The organism is Sulfobacillus harzensis (assembly GCF_012933365.1).
Taxonomy (GTDB): domain Bacteria; phylum Bacillota; class Sulfobacillia; order Sulfobacillales; family Sulfobacillaceae; genus Sulfobacillus_B; species Sulfobacillus_B harzensis.
Genome location: NZ_JABBVZ010000235.1, coordinates 1 through 1,828 on the forward strand (window position 1 = coordinate 1; position 1,828 = coordinate 1,828).

A 1,828-nucleotide genomic window follows, 5' to 3' on the forward strand; every position below is an offset into this window, starting at 1 on the left:
AACTCGCGGTCATTCGTGAGGCGTGCGACTCAAAGACCACCCCGGCGCGAGAGATGTCGCTGGCATGGGCTCGGGAGGCGACCCGGATCGGGCAAAAACGCGCTAATGCGGACGGGTCATGGGGTAAGGGAGGTACAGTCAAATCACTCACCCGGCATCGAGCGTACTCGGATCCTGCAGACCTTGGTGGGTGACGACGACCCGGACAGTGTAAGCGAGTCATCTCGGACTGACGATGCTCAGGGCCCGGAGGCAGAACAGCGAGCGGGCGCGCATGCGCCCGAGTCTCGAATTCGGCACATAGTTGGGGAGCGCGGTCAGGGGAGATGGGAGCACGTCCGATGCCACGGGAGAGAGACGTCACATCAGAAAGGAAGGGTACACGATGCCGTCCCAGGCATTTCTCGGGTGCGATTTAGCCCGATATGGTACGCATTGGGCCGTGTTGGTCAATGACCGCGGACAGCAAGTCAGCAAACCTCAGCGATTTCGGACGAGACCCGCCGACTTAGAGCAGCTTTATCAATGGGTGACGACGCAGATCACCCCGGAGACCGAGCTGCGCGTCATTGTGGAACCGACCGGGCCGGCCACGGAGCCCGTGCAACGCTTTTGGCGGGATCGTCGGGTGCGCGTGGACTGCGTCATTCCGCTGCGGGTCAAACGGTTTCGCGAATCATACCATGGCCATACCAAAACCGACCGCTTGGACGCCTTCATTCTCGCAAAATATGCGCACACCTACGCGGACCTTCTTTACCCGGTCATCGAACCGAGCGACCCGCGGTTTGGGACACTGAAAGAGGGAATTAAAGACAGTTGGCGTTTAGCCCGCGATCTGGGGACTGTAGAAAAACGGGCGACGGCCCTCATCGACCGGTGGATTCCGGAATTCGGGACGGTCGCTCCCTCTTTGCGGACGCCGGATGGCCCGGCGATCTTCCAAGAGGTGTGGCAGACCTTTGAGGAACACCCGGTCTGGACGGTGTGTCCGTCGGCCGTCCAAGACCATTGTCTGGTGATCCGTCCACGCACCGCGGCCGAACGGGCGGCCCTGCGCGAGCGTCTCCCGGCCGCGCGACAGCAACTGCAACGGTTGTTGGACCAGCATCAGCTTTTGCGGGAGCAAAAGGCATGCGTGGAGGCCGACCTCACGACCCTCTACGACATCTTGGATCCCGCACAACTGGTCCGTTCGTTACCGGGCGTCGGGGTCACGCTGGCCCCTTTTTTCTTGGCCTTGTGGCCCGCCATTCAGGCGGTCCGCTCGCGTAAGGCCCTCAAGGCCTATGTGGGACTCGATATCGCGACCAACCAATCGAACCGCACACTCCACACCCACGGGCATGTGACCAAAACCGGACCCAGTTGGGCTCGGTGGGCGTTGTATCTCGCGGCCGATATTGGCCGCCATTGGGATCCCCAATTGGCCGCCGTCTACTATCGCGCGATGACGGCCAAGGGGAAATGCCACCAGCAAGCTGTGATTGAAGTTGCGATTCATCTACTCTGGCGGTTGGCGCGGATTGTGCGCACCGGCCAACCGTATGAGTTCCGCGATCCCGACGGCCACCCGATGCCGTCGGGTCGCGAGCGCCAACAACTCATCGCAACGCAGTACACCGTACCCGATGCGGTGCGGAATCGGACGCGAAGTCACCGTCCCACCTAGCACCGGACCGGGGCGCTCGGCGCGCCCGTAACGGATGGGGACCCATGCCATTTGGGGTCCTCCCGGGCATCCTTATGCGCTAGACTATCTCAACGCCTACTTTGGAGTGTAATCATCAGGAAATTGCTTGACAACAAGATAGAACATTACCCGGAC

Annotated in this window: 2 protein-coding genes; both read left to right on the top strand. The window is 61.3% G+C overall.

Annotated features, from left to right (window positions below):
• A partial coding sequence (locus HIJ39_RS23930) for a hypothetical protein (protein WP_207711875.1) occupies positions 1–194 on the top strand: 194 nt, incomplete at its 5' end.
• A gap of 191 nt (positions 195–385) precedes the next feature.
• Entirely contained in the window at positions 386–1,672 is a 1,287-nt protein-coding gene (locus HIJ39_RS22680) for an IS110 family RNA-guided transposase (protein ID WP_169103300.1), read from the top strand.
• The last annotated feature ends 156 nt before the right edge of the window (positions 1,673–1,828 follow it).

Excerpts from the sequence above, each read along its gene's own strand:
- HIJ39_RS22680 (WP_169103300.1), top strand. The coding sequence starts at position 386 with ATGCCGTCCCAGGCATTTCTCGGGTGCGATTTAGCCCGATATGGTACG.